Origin of the sequence: Tessaracoccus sp. OH4464_COT-324, from assembly GCF_003932855.1 — a bacterium.
Lineage (GTDB): Bacteria > Actinomycetota > Actinomycetes > Propionibacteriales > Propionibacteriaceae > Arachnia.
In genome coordinates, this window is sequence record NZ_RQYZ01000141.1 from 1 (window position 1) to 370 (window position 370).

Annotated in this window: 2 protein-coding genes; both read right to left on the bottom strand. The window is 34.6% G+C overall.

What is annotated here, in order from left to right:
• Positions 1-224: hypothetical protein (locus EII42_RS12480; protein ID WP_233558421.1), on the bottom strand; the 224-nt coding region annotated here is incomplete at its 3' end.
• Positions 217-360, bottom strand: coding sequence for an RnfABCDGE type electron transport complex subunit D (locus EII42_RS13920; RefSeq protein ID WP_370318127.1), 144 nt, complete (start codon positions 358-360; stop codon positions 217-219). The genes EII42_RS13920 and EII42_RS12480, both read right to left, overlap by 8 nt.
• Positions 361-370 lie beyond the last annotated feature (10 nt).

Sequence of the window (370 nt, forward strand, 5' to 3'; positions counted from 1 at the left end):
TCAATATTCTTAGCAAAAATTTCTTTAACTTGACTTGCTTTGGTATCAGCTTGTAATAACCCAGCAACACTTAAAATATTTTTTTGTTTATCAAGTTGCTTTTGTTCTTCTTGTGTTGGTTTTAGCAATACCGCAGAACCAGCAACAATAATAGAACAAGCTAAACTCAACAGAACAACAACAGAGATTGTTCCGCCAATACTATCTTTATTAAATTTAGCCATTGCGAGCTCTCCGACGTTTAATATTTGCTTGAACAACAATGTAATCAAATAATGGCGCAAATAAGTTAGCAAATAAGATCGCTAACATCATACCCTCTGGATACGCAGGGTTTGCCACACGAATAATTACAGCCATTACACCAATT